The organism is Priestia sp. Y58 (genome assembly GCF_029522095.1).
Taxonomy (GTDB): Bacteria; Bacillota; Bacilli; order Bacillales; family Bacillaceae_H; genus Priestia; species Priestia megaterium_E.
In genome coordinates this window covers 369,821-387,790 of record NZ_JAKWFL010000005.1, presented here as the reverse complement: position 1 = coordinate 387,790, position 17,970 = coordinate 369,821, and the positions used below count along the sequence as shown (strand labels likewise).

The following is a 17,970-nucleotide window of genomic DNA, read 5'->3' as shown; positions in this document are numbered from 1 at the left end:
TGTTATTTTAATAGAGGGGGAGTTAAGCGTTGAAAAAGAAAATTAGTGCGGCTTTGTTTGTTAGTTTGTTGGCGGCAACACGCGTTAATGCGGCTGACCCAACTGTTGAATCAGTCAGTGCATCAATTGACATGATGTGGGTAATGTTTGGGGCAGTACTTGTGTTTTTAATGCACGCAGGGTTTGCGATGGTTGAAACAGGCTTCACTCGTTCGAAAAATTCGCTTAATATCTTAATGAAAAATATGCTAACGGTAGCTGTGTCTTCCGTCTTGTATTTTGTGGTTGGTTTTGCGCTCATGTTTGGAAATTCTAAAGGAGGATTTATCGGTTCGAGCGGTTTCTTTTTAAATGGAGAAAGCGATCAAATGAGCTTTTTTGTCTTTCAAATTGTTTTCGCAGCAACATGCGCTACGATTATTTCAGGAGCGGTAGCAGAACGTATGAAATTATCGAGCTATATGATGCTAACAATTGCTATGGTAGCTGTTATTTATCCAGTTGTAGGTCACTGGGTGTGGGGAGGAGGATGGTTGTCTAAACTAGGCTTCGTAGATTTTGCAGGGTCGACAGTTGTTCATTTGACTGGAGCTCTTGGTGCGGCTGTAGCAGTTACTTTTCTAGGAGCACGTCTTGGAAAGTATGGAAGCGATGGAAAAGTCAATGCTATTCAAGGACATAATATTCCACTTGGCGCATTAGGTGTATTTATCCTCTGGTTTGGCTGGTTTGGGTTTAATGGAGGAAGTACATTAGCAGCGGATCCTGCCCTTGTACCAGGAATCATCGCAACTACATTAATGTCTGGGTCATGCGGAGTCCTGTCTTCTGCTTTATATACAAAGTTTCGCTACAAACGTATTGACGCTAGCTTAACATTAAACGGTGCTTTAGCTGGACTTGTAGGAATTACAGCTGGAACAGCAAACGTATCGATTCCAGGTGCAATCGTCATTGGGCTAATTGCAGGAATTATTCTAGTAGAAGCTGTGCATTTTATCGATAGCAAAATGAAGTTAGATGATCCAGTTGGTGCTATTACTGTTCATGGAATTTGCGGTATTTGGGGGACGTTAGCAGTGGGGCTGTTTGATACGGCTAATGGTTTATTTTATGGCGGAGGCGTACAGCTATTAGGTATTCAAGCTCTTGGAATCATAGCTGTGATGGGCTGGACAATTGGAACGGTTGGGTTATTCTTATTTGCTCTTACGCGTTTTTCTTCTATTCGAGTATCAAGCGAAGAAGAAATTGCTGGTTTAGATTTTGCTGAACACGGTTCATCCGCATACGAATTTCGTGAAAGTTTCGTAGCGACAGGAGATGGTAACCTTCATCCAGAATTTGGTGTTGGATTGATTGATCGATTAAATAAAGTTGGTAAAGTATCGGATAAATCTCATATCTCGAACGTAAATGAGACGGTATAGCAGTATATAGATGAAAAAAAGTGATTAAAAGTAAAAACTTTTAATCACTTTTTTTTGTTTTTATCAACTTATTTAACAATAATGTAAGCGTTAACGTTATAATGGAAACAAAAGTGAGTTTGAAACAGTTCGTCTATAGGAGGGGAATAGATGAAATGGAAAAGGATAAGTATGCTGCTTATACTATTATTGCTTTTTGGAAGCAGTGCCTCAGCGCAAGATCATAAAGATATACGTGATGAGGTAATATACTCATTGATGATCAACCGTTTTTATAACGGAAGTGAACAGAATGATCGAAATGTTAACTATGAACGTTCAGATGCCTATTATGGAGGCGATTTACAGGGAATAGCACAAAAGTTAGACTATATTCAAGAGATGGGATTTACCGCTGTTTTATTAACTCCGTTTATGGAAAATGATGAGACAGGCTATCATGGATATGCGGTGACCAACCATTATAAAATAGACGATCATTTTGGAACGTTAAAAGACTTACAAAATCTTGTGAAGAAAGCACATGAGCGCAATATAAAAATTATGGTCGAATTTCCTTTGACAATCAGTAACAATCATTCCTGGGTAGCAGATAAAGAAAAACAAACATGGATAAGTAATGAATCCGGTACAGATAACGAAGTAATTAAAGCATTGCCTCACCTTAATTTAAAAGAAAGCGCTGTGCAGAAATACCTTATTAAAAATGCTGCTTGGTGGAGCAAACAAGCAGATATTGACGGATATTACGTTAAAGATATCGATCAAGCTCCTTCTGCATTTATTTCATCCTTTTCTAAGACGCTAAAAAGCATGAATCCTTCTTTTCTATTAATAGGAGAAATAAACGGGCAACCATTTAAAAAAAATGAGCAGGCTGATTCGTTAGGAGTAGATTTGCTTGTAGATAGAACGCTAGCCGAAGCCACTGCTGCTACGTTTAGCGGTACTAATCGTCCGCAGAAAATGTTGTATGACAAGTGGAGGAAAGGAAGTAATCAGCCTTTAGCCAATTTTTTAGATGATGTTCATAGCACACGTTTTACAGCACAAGCATTGAAGAGTGAAAATCATCCTGGAGCCCGAACAAAGCAAGGGCTTTCGTATCTTTATACTTCGCCGAGTGTACCAATCGTTTTTTATGGAACGGAAATTGCGCTGAATGGGGGAAAGGGAGCAGAAAATTATGGGATGATGAATTTTTTAGCTAATCCCGATATTATAGATCATTTAAAAAAACTGGCTGAACTTAGAGCAAAGTCGCCTTCTCTTCGAAAAGGAAGCTTTACCCTTGTGTCTGAGCAAAAAGGTGTGGCTGTATACAAGAGAAGGTATAAGGACGAAACGACGTTTGTTGTGATTAATAATACAAAGGAAACGTCGGACATTAATGTCCCGCTCAAAAAAGTTGGAAAAGAAAATGAACTAAGAGGGTTAATAACGGAAGGAATTATACGACCCGTTGACGATGTATACAACATTTCATTGGAGCCTGAGACCACAAATGTATATAAAGTAGTGAAAAAGTCAGGGTTTAATATTGGATATATCGCAGCGGTTGCTGCTGTTTATACGGGATTTGGCATCTTTTTGTACAAAGCATCTTCAAAAAGAAGAAAAGAAAAGAAAATTTCTCAATCACGTAAAAAGGACAGCGCGTCGTAGTTGTCAAATTATAATTGGATAAGTATTAATGAAGAAAACATAATTAAGAGGTGGAATTATGGGTGTAACAATAAAAGATGTGGCAAATTTAGCAAATGTAGCCCCTTCGACGGTATCTCGCGTCATTGCAGACAGCTCAAGAATTAGTGAAAAAACAAAACAGCGCGTGCGATCGGCTATGAAAGAACTTGGTTATCACCCAAATATTATTGCGCGAAGTCTAGCAAATCAAACGACAGAGGCAGTCGGCCTAGTGATGCCGAGCTCAGCAGACAAGGTGTTTCAAAATCCATTCTTTCCCGAAGTGCTAAGAGGAATCAGCACCGGAGCTCACGAAAACAAAAGAGCGATTTATATGTCCACTGGAGAAACGGAAGAAGAGATTTTTGCAGAAGTTGTTCAAATGGTACAGGGAAGACGAGTGGATGGATTAATTTTGCTGTACTCCAAAGTTGATGATCAAGTACTTTCTTACTTGCAAGAACAGAGCGTGCCGTTTGTAGTTATTGGAAAGCCGTTTAAACATAGTGAAAGCATCACGTTTGTTGATAATGATAATTTTAAAGCTGGAAAAGAAGCGACGGAATATTTAATTGAATCTGGACATGAGCGTATTGCGTTTATTGGCGGAAGTCTTGAATTAGTCGTTACCATTGACCGTTTAACAGGCTATGATAAAGCGATTCAAAAAGCAAACATTCCTTACCGGGACGAGTATGTAATTCATGAAGAATTTCTACAGAAGGGAGGAAAAGAAGCTGTTTGCGAACTTTTATCTCTAAAAGAACGTCCAACGGCTCTGGTAGTAGCGGACGATCTAATGGCATTAGGCGTTTTAAATACATTGGATGAACTGGGAATTTCGGTTCCTGAAGACATTTCGATTGTCAGTTTTAATAATGTTTTGATCGCCGAAATGGCTAGACCTGCTCTCACATCTATTGATATTAATATTTTTGAACTTGGTTATCAGGCTGTACGCTGTTTGATTAAGCAGATTGAAACGCCATATGCTGTTGCAGAACAAGTGCGCGTGCCTCACAAAATGATTAAAAGACAGTCCTGTAAAACTATTCAAATGACGAAGAGATAACTTTATATACAAATAGAAAAGAGGCTGGAACAAAAGTATTGTAGTTGAAGGAAGATCCGAACGAGTTTGATTCTTAATGGAGAATCAAACTCGTTCGGATTTTTTCGTTGGGAGGGTAAACGTAGGTAGCTGCTTCTTAGCTGTTGATTGGGGTGATTTAGGTATGTCTCAATATATTCTTTATGCCAAAGATATTGGCATTTAAAGTGCAAAAAAAATATACATATGCCAATTATTTTTTCCTTTATTAAAAAGAAAGAATAATATAAGTGGTGAAAACCTTGATGACAAATAGACTGTAAAGTTTTATTAAAAGTTGGCACGCTATTTGCATAACTATAAAGTAAACAAAGATTTGCATACTAGGAGGTATATATCATGGTAGTTTCTTATTCTCATGAACCATTTACAAATTTTAAGGACGAAAACAATAAAAAGGCATTTCAAGAAGCATTAACATATGTAAATACACAGCTTGGCAAAACGTACCCGCTTGTGATCGACGGTGAAAAAGTGGAAACTGAAGAGAAAATTACGTCTGTTAACCCAGCGAATATAAAAGAAGTGATTGGATATGTCTCTACAGTAAATAAAGATCTAGCAGAGCAAGCGATGCAGTCAGCTTTAAAAGCTTTTGAAACGTGGAAAAAATGGAAAGTAGAACATCGAGCAGATATTCTTTTCCGTGCAGCGGCCATCATCCGTCGCAGAAAGCATGAATTTTCTAGTTATCTTGTAAAAGAAGCAGGAAAGCCTTGGAACGAAGCAGATGCTGATACAGCAGAAGCAATTGATTTTTTAGAGTACTATGCACGTCAAGTCCTGACGTTAAAAGATGGTTCTCCAGTACAGAGTCGAGACGGTGAGTATAATCAGTACAATTATATTCCGCTTGGCGTAGGTATTATCATTTCACCATTTAACTTCCCGTTAGCTATTATGGCTGGAACAGCAGTAGCAGCTATCGTAACAGGCAACACGATTTTATTAAAACCAGCTGATGCCACTCCTGTAGTAGCAGCGAAATTTGTAGAAGTAATGGAAGAAGCAGGTTTACCGAAAGGCGTATTAAACTTTATTCCTGGTGCTACACCTGAAATCGGTGACTACTTAGTAGAACATCCAAAAACACGCTTTGTTTCATTTACCGGTTCGCGCGCAGTAGGTTGCCGCATTTACGAAAGAGCAGCAAAAGTACAGCCAGGCCAAAAATGGTTAAAACGCGTTATTGCTGAAATGGGCGGAAAAGATACGGTGGTTGTAGACAAAGATGCGGATCTTGATTTAGCTGCTTCTTCAATCGTATACTCTGCATTTGGTTTTGCAGGGCAAAAGTGCTCCGCTGGTTCTCGTGCTGTTGTGCATCAAGATGTGTATGATGAAGTGCTTGAAAAAGCAGTTGCGCTAACCAAAACATTAACCGTTGGAAACCCAGAAGAAGTTTCAACTTATATGGGACCTGTTATTCACGAAGCGTCGTATAACAAAGTATTATCGTATATTGAAATTGGAAAAGAAGAAGGACGGCTGGTTGCGGGAGGAGAAGCAGACAATTCAACTGGATACTTTATTCAGCCAACTATTTTTGCGGATGTAGATGAAAAAGCTCGTCTCATGCAAGAAGAAATTTTTGGTCCGGTAGTAGCATTCTCTAAAGCGCGAGATTTTGATCATATGATGGAGATTGCAAACAATACGGAATATGCATTAACAGGCGCTTTATTATCAAACAACCGCGCGCATATTGAGCGCGCTCGTGAAGAGTTCCATGTTGGAAATCTGTATTTTAACAGAGGATGTACAGGAGCGATTGTTGGTTACCAGCCTTTTGGCGGATTTAATATGTCAGGAACGGATTCAAAAGCAGGCGGACCGGACTATCTTGTTCTTCACATGCAAGCAAAAACAACATCTGAAACATTCTAATTGAAAAATAAGGAGGAGTAAATATGACAACTGAAACACAAAAAACGGTAAAAATCATTGAGCAAACAGAAAAATTTGGGGCACACAACTATCATCCGCTGCCGATTGTAATTGAAAAGGCAGAAGGCGTATGGGTACACGATCCAGAAAATAATAAATATATGGATATGCTAAGTGCTTATTCCGCTGTTAACCAAGGACATCGTCATCCAAAAATTATTGAAGCATTAAAACGTCAAGCTGATAAAGTAACGTTAACGTCACGAGCGTTTCATAATGATCAGCTTGGTCCATGGTATGAAAAGATTTGTAAATTAACAAATAAAAATATGGCTCTTCCAATGAATACGGGAGCAGAAGCGGTGGAAACAGCCATTAAAGCTGCACGCCGCTGGGCTTACGATGTGAAAGGCGTTGCTGAAAATCAAGCACAAATCATCGCATGTGTGGGCAACTTCCACGGTCGTACAATGACAGCTGTTTCCTTATCGTCTGAAGCAGAATATCAACGTGGTTTTGGACCGATGCTTCCAGGGCTTCAAACCATCCCTTATGGTGATTTAGAAGCGTTAAAAGCTGCTATTACACCAAATACAGCCGCATTTTTAATTGAGCCAATTCAAGGCGAAGCAGGTATTGTTTTACCTCCAGAAGGCTTCTTAAAAGCTGCAGCTGATTTATGTAAAGAACATAATGTGCTATTTATTGCTGATGAAATCCAAGTTGGCTTAGCCCGTACAGGCAAAATGTTTGCTTGTGATTGGGAAGGCGTAGAACCAGATATGCTGATTTTAGGTAAAGCGCTTGGAGGAGGAGTTTTCCCTATTTCTTGCGTAGTCGCTAACGAAGACATTTTAAGTGTCTTTAACCCTGGCTCTCATGGTTCAACATTTGGAGGAAACCCGCTTGCTTGTGCCGTATCATTAGCTGCTTTGGAAGTAATTGAAGATGAAGAACTTCCAGCGCGTTCATTAGAATTAGGTTCTTATTTCAAGCAGAAGCTCCAAAGCTTAAGCAATCCAGTTATTAAAGAAGTGCGCGGCCGAGGTCTATTCATCGGGGTAGAATTACACGAAGAAGCTCGTCCTTATTGTGAAAAATTAAAAGACCAAGGTTTGCTTTGTAAAGAAACGCACAGTACGGTTATTCGTTTTGCTCCGCCGCTAACGATTTCAAAAGAAGAGTTAGACTGGGCAATTGAACGAATTGAAAAAGTATTTGCTGAGTAATCGGTTTAAAATAAATAAAAATAGTACGATATGTATATATCGTACTATTTTTATTCATATGCAGCTAAATAACGTTTTTATTTGATAGGCAGGAGGAATAGAAGTGTATATCCAACTCTCACAGCTAAGCATGGAAGAGCAAGTTGAATGTTTAACAAAAGCGTTAGTGAAAATCAAAAGTATCAATGGGACAAGCGGCGAAGTAAAGATTGCTGATTTCATTAAAAACATGCTTCAAAGTTTTCCTTATTTCAAAGAAAATCCCCTTCACGTTTGGGAACAGAAAATTAATGGCGACACGCTAGGTAGAAAAAATGTATTTGCTTTTATTCAAGGCAGCAAAAAAAATGCTCAAACAATGATTTATCACGCTCACTTAGATACGGTTGGCATTGAAGATTTTGGTTCATTAAAAGACATAGCGTTAGATCCAGAAGAACTTCAGCGATATTTCTCTATGCATAATATTAATGAAGATGTACAGCGAGATGCTCGCTCAGGTGAATGGATGTTTGGAAGAGGAGCCGTTGATATGCAAAGTGGAATTGCTGTACATTTAGCCAATGTGCTGCATTTTACTAAGCATCCAAATCAATTAGAAGGAAACGTGCTTTTTATGGTCAACCCAGATGAGGAAAGTCAGCATGCTGGAATTATTTCTGCTGTTTCTGAACTGAACCGTTTGAAAAAAGAAAAAAATCTTTCATATGTAGCAGCGATTAATACCGATTTTATTACACCTCTTTACGATGGAGATTCCACGCGTTATATTTATACAGGAGCCGCTGGGAAGCTGCTTCCATGTTTTTATATTTACGGAAGAGAAGTACATGTAGGAGATACGCTTGCTGGTATAGATCCTAATTTGATTGCATCTGAGATTACAGGAAGCATTCATAACAATATTAATCTAGCTGAAAATATTGAAGGAGAATTGGTACTGCCACCTTCCTGTCTGTATCAACGAGATAATAAAGAGGCTTATAATGTACAAACCGCTGTAAGCAGTCATTTGTATTTTAATTATTTCATCTATGAACGAACGGCAAAAGAAGTGATGAGTCAATTAATTGGATTATCAATCGAAGCATGTGAAAAAGTGGAGAAAAAACTTTCTGATTATTACGAACTTTTTGTTCAAAGAACGAATTTACCAAAGCGAAGCTTGTCTTGGAAAGTGGATGTTGTGAGTTTAGAAGATTACCTGGAAGAATTGGATCAAAAAGGGATAAATGCTCAGGCTTGTGTTGAACAAGCTTTCGAACAGTATGCGCATTTAGAACTTAGAACGAGGTGCTTTAAAGTAATTGAAGAACTTCAAAGGTTAGATCCGCATCAAAGTCCGCGCGTAATTGTCTTTTTTGCACCGCCTTACTTGCCTCATAATCACTTGAAGAAAGACGAAAGCAGAGATCAGCAGCTTCTTTATCCCTTGCAAGCGGCTGTGGAGAAGGTTGGAAAACAGACGGGAGAGACGTTTCAGTTTAAAAAATTTTTCCCCTACCTAGCGGATGGCAGCTTTTTATCTCTTCATGAGACAGATGAGGAAATCGATGCTTTTACACGTAACTTTCCAGGGTGGGGGATTGCGGGGGCGATTCCTTTCCGTGAAATTCGAGAATTAGATATTCCGTCCATTAATATGGGGGTATATGGGAAAGACGGACATAAGTGGACAGAGCGAGTGTACAAGCCTTATTCGTTCGGCGTCCTTCCTAAGTTGATTCAAGAAACAACTGTTCAGATGTTAAAAAGTAGGTATGCTTGTACAAACCACATATAAGAAAATGAAGAACGGAGGTACCGATGAATAGACATACAGAACAAAACCAATTACAGAGAACAATGAAAAGCAGACATTTATTTATGATTGCGTTAGGAGGTGTGATTGGGACAGGCCTATTTTTAGGTTCGGGTTTTACTATTAGCCAGGCAGGGCCGGGAGGAGCCATTCTTGCATATATAATAGGCGGCTTCCTCATGTACTTAGTTATGCTTTGTTTAGGAGAGCTAGCGGTAGCAATGCCCGTTTCAGGTTCCTTTCAAGAATACGCTACAAGGTTTTTAGGACCTTCTACAGGCTTTATGATTGGATGGCTGTACTGGTTCAGCTGGGCAAATACGACAGGGCTTGAATTTACGTCAGCAGGAATTTTAATGCAGAGGTGGTTTCCCGATGTACCTGTATGGTCATGGTGCTTAATTTTTGGCGTCATTACGTTTTTAATTAACGCTCTTTCTGCTCGAAGCTATGCTGAAACTGAGTTTTGGTTTTCGAGTATTAAAGTTACGGCTATTATTCTATTTATTTTAATTGGAGGAGCTGCTGTTTTTGGTTTTATCGACTTCAAAGGGGGAGAACCTGCACCGTTTCTTTCGCATTTCACTCAAGGCGCAGGTCTTTTTCCAAATGGAATACTGGCAGTTCTACTGACTTTAGTAACGGTTAACTTTTCGTTTCAAGGAACGGAGCTTGTCGGCATTGCAGCAGGAGAAAGTGAAAGTCCTGAGAAAACGTTGCCGAGATCTATTCGAAATGTCATTTGGAGAACGCTGTTTTTCTTTGTGTTAGCTATGTTTGTTTTAGTTTCTATTCTGCCATACAAAACAGCAGGAGTCATTGAAAGTCCGTTTGTTGCCGTATTAGATCAAATTGGCATTCCATACGCAGCAGATATCATGAACTTTGTCATTTTAACAGCTGTGTTATCAGTGGCGAACTCCGGCGTTTATGCTGCTTCTCGTATGCTTTGGTCATTGTCAAACAGCAATATGGGGCCAAAACCTTTGAAGAAATTATCTTCAAAAGGTGTTCCAATTAACGCATTAATTGTGACGATGATTATTTCAGGATGCTCGTTGATTACAAGCGTCGTGGCTGCTGAAACCGTATATCTTTGGTTTATTTCGATTTCAGGAATGGTGACCATTATTGTTTGGATGTCCATTTGTGCCTCTCAATTTATGTTCCGCCGTCGTTTTTTAGCGGAAGGAGGAGACATAAAGGAATTAAAATTTAAAACGCCGCTTTATCCGTTCGTTCCTATTCTAGGTTTTTGTTTGTATGGACTTGTATTAATCAGCTTAATTTTTATTCCGGATCAACGAATTGGTCTTTACTGCGGGATCCCTTTAATTATTGTACTCTACGTGTATTATCACGTAGGAATCAAGAAAAATATTAATCAAAAACAATCGGATTCACCGGTTTATAAAGCAAAATAAAAAAGAAGTGCACAGTGCACTTCTTTTTTATTTAGAGCGGATGTTTAATCGTTTCATACGATACTGCAAGCTTTGTCTGGTCAGCCCTAGTATCTTAGCACTTTTTGAGATGTTGTGGCTGTGTTGTTCAAGCGTTTGTTTAATACATTCTGCTTCGAACGCTAACAGCTGTTCCTTTAAAGGAAGAGAAGGGTGAAAAGCGCTTGGATAAGAAGGTGCGTCACTGCTTGCTTTATTTTCAAAATGTTCATGCTGCTTTAGCTGGAACTTCGTTCTGTATTGGAAAGGAAGGTGAGAATAGTGAATAACGTCTTCATCCATCACCAAGTTCATTGCGCCTTCAATAATGTGTTCTAATTCCCGTACGTTCCCTGGCCAGTCATAAGAGAGAAAAGAAGACATCACTTGGTGATCTACGGTTTTTACATTCATCTGAAACAAATCATTGTATTTTTTGATGAAAAACTTTGTTAATTCAATAATATCTTCTTTTCGTTCACGAAGAGGAGGAATAAAAAGCGTCACGACGCCAAGTCGGTAATATAAGTCTTTGCGTAATCGGTTTTCGGCAATCGCATCGATTGGATCTTCATTCATATTCGCGATCACTCGAACGTTAACCGGTTTGTCCACTGTATCCCCAATTCTTCGTACGGTTTTTTCCTGCAGAACTCGAAGAAGCTTAGCCTGCAGATTTGGGTTTAACGAGTTGATTTCATCTAGCAGTAATGTGCCTCCTTGTGCTTGTTCGAAAAGACCAGGATTATCCATTGCACCTGTAAAAGCTCCGCGTTTCGTACCGAACAAAAGGCTTTCAATTAAATTATCCGGTAGCGCAGCACAGTTTTGTGAAATAAAAGGAGCAGAAGAGCGGCTGCTGCCATTATGTATGCTTTGAGCAAACAGTTCTTTACCCGTGCCTGTTTCTCCAATAATTAAGACATAAGAAGGAGTTCTAGTAGCGCGCTTGGCGTCTTCAATCACATCATGAACGGCTTGACTGTTTCCGATGATGCTATCAAACGTAAAGCGTGTGTTTCCTTTTTGTCTAATGTTTTGCCGGATTAGACGCTCTAGTTTCGTCACGTCCTGAGCAATTTCCACCGCTCCTTGAATGACTCCGTCTTTTAAAATAGGGAAGGTATTATTAATTGTCGTGATTTCTTGTCCTTGATTGTTGAAATACGTTTGCTTGACGTTAACCGTTTCTTTTCCTTTTTGCAGTGCCTGTACAAGCGTGCTTTGCTGATTTTCTTTGAACATAAACACATCTAACAAGTTTTTATGTAAAACGTCTTGTTCATCCATCAGCTCCATCTTTGTCATCTTTTCATTGTAAATAATGGTTTTTCCTGTTTCATCGACCGCGTGGATACCGGCATCGACTTTATTTAAAATGGTTTCATATATATGTTTAAGAGTGCTTAATGTATCGGTCATTCAAATACTCTCCTTTAGCGGTGTTCATATCTCTATTTAAACAAAAATAGCTGAATTCTGATAGTGTTTCCACATAAAAATAAATGAATGACCGAAGAGAAATGTTATCCGTTTACAATGGATCCCCCATTAATGTGCAGAACTTGCCCGGACATATAAGAAGAATCAGAGCTTGCCAAGTATACATAGGCCGGTCCGAGCTCAGAAGGCTGTCCAGCCCGTTTCATAGGTGTATTAGACCCAAATGTCGCAACTTGCTGTTCGTCGAACGTAGACGGAATAAGAGGTGTCCAAATGGGTCCCGGAGCTACGCCGTTTACGCGAATGCCTTTTGTTGCGAGCGAAGCTGACAAAGAACGTGTGAAAGCCACGATAGCACCTTTGGTTGAAGAGTAATCAATCAGCTGATCATGCCCATGATAGGCGGTCACAGACGTTGTATTAATAATAGCGCTTCCTTGTTTTAAATGAGGCAATGCAGCTTTGGTCAAATGGAAAATTGAAAAAATATTTGTTTGGAACGTACGGGTAAGCTGTTCAGTCGTGATATCCGTAATACTTTTTTGAGGATGCTGTTCAGCTGCATTATTGACTAAGATGTCTATTTTTCCGAAAGTCTGAATGGCCTTTGAGATGACTTCTTGACAAAAATGTTCATCTCCTATGTCACCAGCAAGCAACAAACAAGAAGCTCCCATTCGTTCAACTTGTTTTTTAGTTTCATTTGCATCATCGTGTTCATTAAGATAGGTTACAACAACGTTTGCACCTTCTTTCGCATAATGGTAAGCGACAGAACGCCCAATTCCGCTGTCTCCTCCTGTGATAACGGCTACTTTGTTCTGTAATTTTCCGCTTGCCTTATAGTCTGGAGCGATAGAGGTAGGGATTGGATGCATATCTTTCTCAATACCTGGCTGAGTTTGCTGATGCTGAGGAGGGAAGTTTTGTTTTTGATTTTGATTCATTGGTATACACTCCTTAATTAATATGAGTATGTAAGCGTATACTAGTATTTGTTAAGAGAGTGTATCTATGCATAGGAATAAGACTGAACGAATAAAAAAGGCCTTAAAAGAAAAAATGAATGCCAGGGCATCCATTTTTTTAGCGGTAATTAATAAATTGTACGTCAATAGGTAAATCAGCGCTGCGAATAGCTGAAATAATTTGCTGCAGGTCATCACGATTTTTACCGCTTACGCGAAGCTGATCATCTTGGATCTGGCTTTTTACTTTTAAACCGGTATTTTTAATAATTGTATTTAGCTTTTTAGCGTTGTCTTTGTCGATACCTTGAATTAACTTAGCGCGCTGTCTAACCGTTCCTCCAGAAGCATTTTCAATTTTACCGTAGGAGATATTGCGTGTAGGTACGCCGCGTTTGATGAGCTTAGAAATCAGTACGTCTTTTAACTGTTCAAGCTTAAATTCATCATCAGAAATAAGAACAAGCTCTTCGTTTTCAAGCGAGATTTCGCTTTTACTGCCTTTAAAATCGTAGCGGGTTTTAATTTCTTTTGTTGCCATGGTAATGCCGTTTGTTACCTCTGATAAATCGACTTGTGACACAACGTCAAATGAACTATCTTTAGCCATAATAACCTCCATATGTAAAGAGTTTGTTCTTTTATTATAAATAAAACACAAACTGTATACAACTGATATTGAATAGAGAGCCGGTAATTGATACAATACAAGTTATGCTTTTTGTTGTAAGCTATAGAAGCAGCTTTTTAACAAAACGTATGCATTTAAGTTAATTTGAACTTTAGAATGCTGTTTGATGCAAAGTGAGAAGGTATGTGGTGAAGGAACAATCACTACTAATTTATATAAAGGATGGATAGAACGATGAATGTAGAAGCTGGGATGAAAGCGTATTTAACAGTAAACCGGGAAACGCCGATTGGTTATATGTTAGCAGAAGGCGAAGAAGAAATTTTGCTACATAAAAATGAAACAACAAGAGAACTTGCTGAAGGGGAAGAAGTAGAAGTTTTTCTATACCTTGATCAGCATGACCGTTTAACGGCAACGATGCACTTACCTCTTGTTGAAGAAGGTGTTTATGAGTGGGTCGAGGTCGTAGATGTTAATCCGGGTTTAGGTGTGTTTGTAAATATCGGCATGAACAAAGATATGTTAATTGGTTCAACAGACTTACCTGCGCTAGAGGATCTGTGGCCAGAAGTCGGAAACAAGGTTTACTGTACAATGAAGATTTCAAAGCGCGGTAAGATGTACGGAAAAATTGCTACAGATGATGTGATGAAAGCAATGGCATTAGATGCTCCCCCCGAACTTTTTAATCGTGAAGTGAGTGGATACATCTATCGCGTACTGCGCGTAGGTTCATTTATTATGACAGATGAAGGATATGTTGGATTTATTCATGAAAGCGAGAGACGCAAAGAACCAAAGCTTGGTACGTATGTAACAGGCCGCGTAATTAATGTAAAAGAAGACGGAACGCTAAACGTATCGCTTCTTCCGCGCAAGCAAGAAAGCATGGATGAAGATGCACAAGTACTATACGATTACATGGAAAGCCGCGGCGGCGTTATGCCATTTTGGGATAAAAGCTATCCAGAAGATATTCGTGAGCGCTTTAATATGAGTAAAGCTGCGTTCAAACGTGCGCTTGGTAAACTGATGAAAGAAGGAAAAGTTTATCAAGAAGAAGGATGGACATATTTTAAAAAAGAAGAAAACTAAAAGGAGAAGCCGCTGAAAATTCAGCGGCTTCTTTTTATAAGTGATCAGATTTTTTAGAAAATGAATGTTTTCCAAGCTCACGGTTATGCTTAGCTTGCAGATTCTTTTCGTGAAGCTTTGCGTTATTATCTTTTGCTTTTTTATCGTTATCGCTCGTTTTTGGCATTGTGATACACCCCTTTTTGATCGTACCTTTAGAATGCCCTGACTTCTTTAAATTATTCGATGGTTTCGTTCAAAAAGAAGACTGCAATCGTCCCTGGGCCAGAGTGAGAACCTATGGCTGCACCAATAATATTAATAATAAAATGTTTGGTTCCAAAACGTTCTTGAATCATCTCTTTCAGCTGAAGAGCTGTTTCTAAATCATCTCCATGACTAATTCCAATGGTTTGAGAAGAGAGATTTTCTCCTCGCTCTTCCATTACATCAAGCATGCGCTTAAATACTTTTTTACGGCCGCGGATTTTTTCGATTGGAATCAATTTTCCATCTTCCACATGAAGCAGCGGCTTAATATTAAGCAGACCTCCTACAAAAGCAGAAGCTTTGCTCACACGTCCTCCTTGAGCAAGAAAATCTAAGTCATCGACCGTAAAAATATGTTCCATATGCAGCGCGTATTGTTTTATTTTTTCTGTCATCTCTACTAGTGAGAGGTTTTGTTGTAGTAATTGTTCTGCATAATAAGTAACTACTCCCTGGCCAAGAGATGCACATTTCGTATCGATTATCTCTAATTGGAAATCGGGATACTTTTCTAGGAGTTCTTCTCGAATCATCATTGCTGTTTGATATGTACCGGATAATTCTGAAGAAAAAGCTAAATAAATGCACGAATCACCTGATTTAGCTATGTTCTCAAAGACTTCATACATAGTAGTTGGAGCCGCTTGAGATGTTTTTGGCATCTTGCCTTTACGGATGGCTTCGTAGACAGAAGCTGGCTCAATCGTTTGTAGATCTAAAAATTCTTGATTATCCAGGCTTACGCGAAGCGGTAAAAAGCCAACGTTATTTTCTTGAAAAAAAGATAAAGGCAAATCGCTTGCACTATCGGTTAAAAGTTTAATTGACATAAATGTCACCTTCCTAATTGCATTTATAAAATATTAAATGAATTTGATGTATAAACATTGAGAAGCGTTATATACGACATAGTATTAGTGTATAAGCACTTTGAGGAAAATACAATTTTTGAATAAGTTTTTTTAATTCTGCCAAATCGTACATACTATATGTACTAACTATTTTAAAGATGCTGACTTTATTCATTTTATAAATGGGTATAAGAAAGTAAGAAGTTTTAAAAAGCGGAGGTCGGTCATTTGAATATGTGGCTTGAAGCAAAAAAAGCGATAGTCGTCTTGGTAGGAGCATTATTGAATGCGCTTGCGCTCAACTTGTTTTTGATACCTGCTAATGTATATTCGAGCGGCTTTACAGGAGTAGCTCAGCTTGTTTCGAGTATCGTGACAGATTACACCCCTTTTACTATTTCCACTGGAGTGCTGCTGTTGTTGTTAAATATTCCTGTAACTATTTTAGGGTGGAAAAAAGTTGGGAAGTCATTTACTGTTTACAGCTTTATCAGCGTTGCTGCAACAACTTTGTTTCTTGGAATTATTCCTATTCAAGCACTTTCTAAAGACATCATCCTTAACGCAGTTTTTGGAGGCGTTATTTTAGCGGTAGGGGTAGGAATTACGTTAAAATTTGGAGCTTCAACTGGTGGGCTCGATATTATTGCTCTGATTTTGTCTCGAGTAAAAGACCGACCAATTGGCACTTATATGTTCATATTAAACGCAATTATTATCGTGCTAGCAGGTCTTTTATATGGTGCTGAGAAGTCACTCTATACGCTTGTGACGCTTTATACAACTACTCGCGTCATTGATGTTATTCATACGCGTCATGTCAAACTCACAGCAATGATCGTAACGAAAAAAGGAGTGGAGCTAAGAAAGGCGATTCACGCCAAACTTGTGCGAGGGATTACGGCGGTACCGGCTAAAGGCGGCTTTACAAACGAAGATAAAGAAATGCTAATGATTGTTTTGACTAGATATGAATTATTTGACTTGGAGCGAGTGATTAAAGAGGTAGATCCTAAAGCATTTACCAATATCGTTCAGACAACGGGAATCTTTGGTTTGTTTCGCAAGGATTAAAAAAGGTCCAGGTATTCATTACCTGGACTTTTTTTATTAATGTGTGCCTTTTAAGTCATTAGAAAGCTCTTGAAGCTGAGCTTGTTCTTCAGGAGAAGCATTTTGCTGCGCATGAGACAGCATATCAGCTGCAATGTTTTCATCAGAAGCTGCAGACGTATGAGCCTGAGACGTTTGATGATTTTGACCAGCAGCTCCCAATGTATTCTGAAGCTGCTGAAGCTGAGCTTGTTCTTCAGGAGAAGCGCTTTGCTGTGCATGAGACAGCATATCAGCTGCTACGTTTTCACTAGACGTGTGAGCTTCACCGTGAGCATGAGACTGACCGCCTTCTAAAGTACTTTGAAGCTGTTCAAGCTGGCTCTTTTCTTCAGGAGAAGCATTTTGCTGTGCATGAGATAATATATCAGCTGCCACGCTTTCACTGGACGTGTGAGCTTTACCGTGAGCGTGAGACTGACCGCCTTCTAAAGTGCTTTGAAGCTGTTCAAGCTGTGCCTTCTCTTCGGAAGAAGCATTCTGAACGATATGAGACAGCGTATCAGACGTAATGTCTGCGCTTTTCTCTTGTGAATGTGATTCTCCATCTGTATCATACGCTTGATGCAATGAGTTTTGGAATTGCTTCAGCTGCTCTTGCTCCTGCGGAGAAGCGTTAGAAGCAATACTATTTAATACGCCTTCTGAAATATCAAGTTCACCGTTGCCGTGCTTTTGACGATGAAGCTGATCTTCTGAATGGCCGGATACTGCATTTCGAATCGCATCTTTTACTTGACCAAAAAGTGAATTTTTCATAAGTTACTGTCCTCCATGAGGAGTTTGGCGCTGCTGAGCTTGAAATGCTTCTGCCTCTGCCATAGTCATATGATAAGGAATTCGTTCATCATGTTTTTGAACTGCGTCTGCACCTTGTTTCACAAAACGTTTTGATCGATTGCCTCTGCCCATCATAAATTCCTCCTCGTAATATAAATAAAACCGACACCTTAAGAAGTGTCGGTTATAGTGTGTGCTAAATAAAAAAAATGATAGCGATAAAAATTTACCTTGCTTTTCAAAAAAAGCTA

General features: G+C 39.1%; 17 protein-coding genes. 10 read left to right on the top strand and 7 right to left on the bottom strand.

The window, feature by feature from the left end; genetic code table 11:
* Positions 1–29: 29 nt before the first annotated feature.
* The 8 genes from MMB68_RS17765 (at position 30) to MMB68_RS17730 (ending at position 10,568) form a co-directional block, all read left to right on the top strand.
* Complete coding sequence (locus MMB68_RS17765; protein WP_277549225.1) at positions 30–1,430, top strand: ammonium transporter; 1,401 nt, start codon at positions 30–32, stop codon at positions 1,428–1,430.
* A gap of 150 nt (positions 1,431–1,580) precedes the next feature.
* The gene (locus MMB68_RS17760) at positions 1,581–3,095 is read left to right on the top strand and encodes an alpha-amylase family glycosyl hydrolase (protein ID WP_098433395.1); all 1,515 of its coding nucleotides are present in this window, start codon (positions 1,581–1,583) and stop codon (positions 3,093–3,095) included.
* 58 nt (positions 3,096–3,153) lie between these two features.
* A complete protein-coding gene (locus MMB68_RS17755; RefSeq protein WP_050691051.1) occupies positions 3,154–4,188 on the top strand; it encodes a LacI family DNA-binding transcriptional regulator in 1,035 nt (344 codons plus the stop codon).
* A gap of 76 nt (positions 4,189–4,264) precedes the next feature.
* Positions 4,265–4,393 carry a hypothetical protein gene (locus tag MMB68_RS17750; protein WP_269870438.1) on the top strand — a complete coding sequence of 43 codons (129 nt, stop codon included), beginning with the start codon at positions 4,265–4,267 and terminating at the stop codon, positions 4,391–4,393.
* 173 nt (positions 4,394–4,566) lie between these two features.
* Positions 4,567–6,114, top strand: coding sequence for an L-glutamate gamma-semialdehyde dehydrogenase (pruA, locus tag MMB68_RS17745; RefSeq protein ID WP_269870439.1), 1,548 nt, complete (start codon positions 4,567–4,569; stop codon positions 6,112–6,114).
* A gap of 23 nt (positions 6,115–6,137) precedes the next feature.
* Entirely contained in the window at positions 6,138–7,343 is a 1,206-nt protein-coding gene (locus MMB68_RS17740; RefSeq protein ID WP_013055371.1) for an ornithine--oxo-acid transaminase, read from the top strand.
* 103 nt (positions 7,344–7,446) lie between these two features.
* On the top strand, positions 7,447–9,126 hold the full coding sequence (locus MMB68_RS17735) for a M20/M25/M40 family metallo-hydrolase (RefSeq protein ID WP_277549224.1): 1,680 nt from the start codon (positions 7,447–7,449) through the stop codon (positions 9,124–9,126).
* Positions 9,127–9,149: 23 nt separating this feature from the next.
* Positions 9,150–10,568, top strand: coding sequence for an amino acid permease (locus MMB68_RS17730; RefSeq protein WP_277549223.1), 1,419 nt, complete (start codon positions 9,150–9,152; stop codon positions 10,566–10,568).
* Between the two features lie 27 nt (positions 10,569–10,595).
* On the opposite strand, the gene MMB68_RS17725 is transcribed toward MMB68_RS17730, so the two are convergent.
* From MMB68_RS17725 to MMB68_RS17715, 3 genes are all read right to left on the bottom strand, one after another.
* Positions 10,596–12,008, bottom strand: a complete 1,413-nt coding sequence (locus MMB68_RS17725) for a sigma-54 interaction domain-containing protein (protein ID WP_028407442.1) — start codon at positions 12,006–12,008, stop codon at positions 10,596–10,598.
* A 104-nt stretch (positions 12,009–12,112) separates the two neighbouring features.
* On the bottom strand, positions 12,113–12,976 hold the full coding sequence (locus MMB68_RS17720) for an SDR family oxidoreductase (RefSeq protein WP_221785547.1): 864 nt from the start codon (positions 12,974–12,976) through the stop codon (positions 12,113–12,115).
* 139 nt (positions 12,977–13,115) lie between these two features.
* Positions 13,116–13,607, bottom strand: a complete 492-nt coding sequence (locus tag MMB68_RS17715) for a YajQ family cyclic di-GMP-binding protein (protein ID WP_014461618.1) — start codon at positions 13,605–13,607, stop codon at positions 13,116–13,118.
* A gap of 255 nt (positions 13,608–13,862) precedes the next feature.
* On the opposite strand from MMB68_RS17715, the gene MMB68_RS17710 reads away from it, so the two are divergent.
* Entirely contained in the window at positions 13,863–14,726 is an 864-nt protein-coding gene (locus MMB68_RS17710) for a CvfB family protein (RefSeq protein WP_013055377.1), read from the top strand.
* A 34-nt stretch (positions 14,727–14,760) separates the two neighbouring features.
* On the opposite strand, the gene MMB68_RS17705 is transcribed toward MMB68_RS17710, so the two are convergent.
* On the bottom strand, positions 14,761–14,892 hold the full coding sequence (locus MMB68_RS17705) for a DUF3941 domain-containing protein (protein WP_221785546.1): 132 nt from the start codon (positions 14,890–14,892) through the stop codon (positions 14,761–14,763).
* Positions 14,893–14,944: 52 nt separating this feature from the next.
* Positions 14,945–15,805, bottom strand: a complete 861-nt coding sequence (locus MMB68_RS17700) for a DegV family protein (protein ID WP_277549222.1) — start codon at positions 15,803–15,805, stop codon at positions 14,945–14,947.
* A 255-nt stretch (positions 15,806–16,060) separates the two neighbouring features.
* On the opposite strand from MMB68_RS17700, the gene MMB68_RS17695 reads away from it, so the two are divergent.
* Positions 16,061–16,900 carry a YitT family protein gene (locus MMB68_RS17695; protein ID WP_042992588.1) on the top strand — a complete coding sequence of 280 codons (840 nt, stop codon included), beginning with the start codon at positions 16,061–16,063 and terminating at the stop codon, positions 16,898–16,900.
* Positions 16,901–16,936: 36 nt separating this feature from the next.
* On the opposite strand, the gene MMB68_RS17690 is transcribed toward MMB68_RS17695, so the two are convergent.
* Positions 16,937–17,698 carry a DUF3813 family protein gene (locus MMB68_RS17690; protein WP_277549221.1) on the bottom strand — a complete coding sequence of 254 codons (762 nt, stop codon included), beginning with the start codon at positions 17,696–17,698 and terminating at the stop codon, positions 16,937–16,939.
* Positions 17,699–17,701: 3 nt separating this feature from the next.
* The gene (locus MMB68_RS17685; protein WP_013055382.1) at positions 17,702–17,854 is read right to left on the bottom strand and encodes a hypothetical protein; all 153 of its coding nucleotides are present in this window, start codon (positions 17,852–17,854) and stop codon (positions 17,702–17,704) included.
* Positions 17,855–17,970 lie beyond the last annotated feature (116 nt).